The organism is Pseudomonas sp. 86_A, assembly GCF_017491705.1.
GTDB classification, from domain to species: Bacteria; Pseudomonadota; Gammaproteobacteria; order Pseudomonadales; family Pseudomonadaceae; genus Aquipseudomonas; species Aquipseudomonas koreensis.
On record NZ_JAFGYS010000100.1, the window covers coordinates 1 to 494 of the forward strand.

1 pseudogene is annotated in these 494 nt (G+C 68.6%); it reads left to right on the top strand.

The annotated features are described in order from the left end of the window. Window positions 1-494 (top strand): annotated as a pseudogene (gene bopA, locus J5M57_RS28185) (autophagy evasion T3SS effector BopA); the annotation flags it as partial.

Below are 494 nucleotides of genomic sequence, written 5' to 3' on the forward strand. Positions count from 1 at the left end.
GGACAAGGATGCCGAATGGGGGCTGAGCGCGCGCAAGGTCTATTTTCCGGCGATCGGATTCAACCACGACAGGCGCGATACGGACCGCCCGCGCGCGTTCGTGCTGTTCGGGCTGAACGAGGCGGCGATGTTGCGCGATGCGCGCACCGTGACGGAAGGCGCGACGTCAGGCGAGCTCATGTATCAAATGATCAGCAAGAAGGAAAACTGCGCATCGATGGCGCTGCGCGTGCTGCGCGCCGGCGGCGCCGAGCATTTCGTGCCGTATACGGCCGCATGGATCTCCGAGGATCCGAATCACGCGCACGCCTATGCGCTGGCCGTGCAGGCGAGGATCGACGCGCTGAACCAGCGGCGTGCCGACGTCGAGCGCCGCTGCGAGCGGTTGCGCGACAGCGCATCGGTGCGGCAGGCGTGGCGCGCGTTCTCCGAGGCCGGCGGTGCCTCGGCAAGCCCGCTCGCGGAGGACGCGCGCCACGCCTGCCGCACCGATG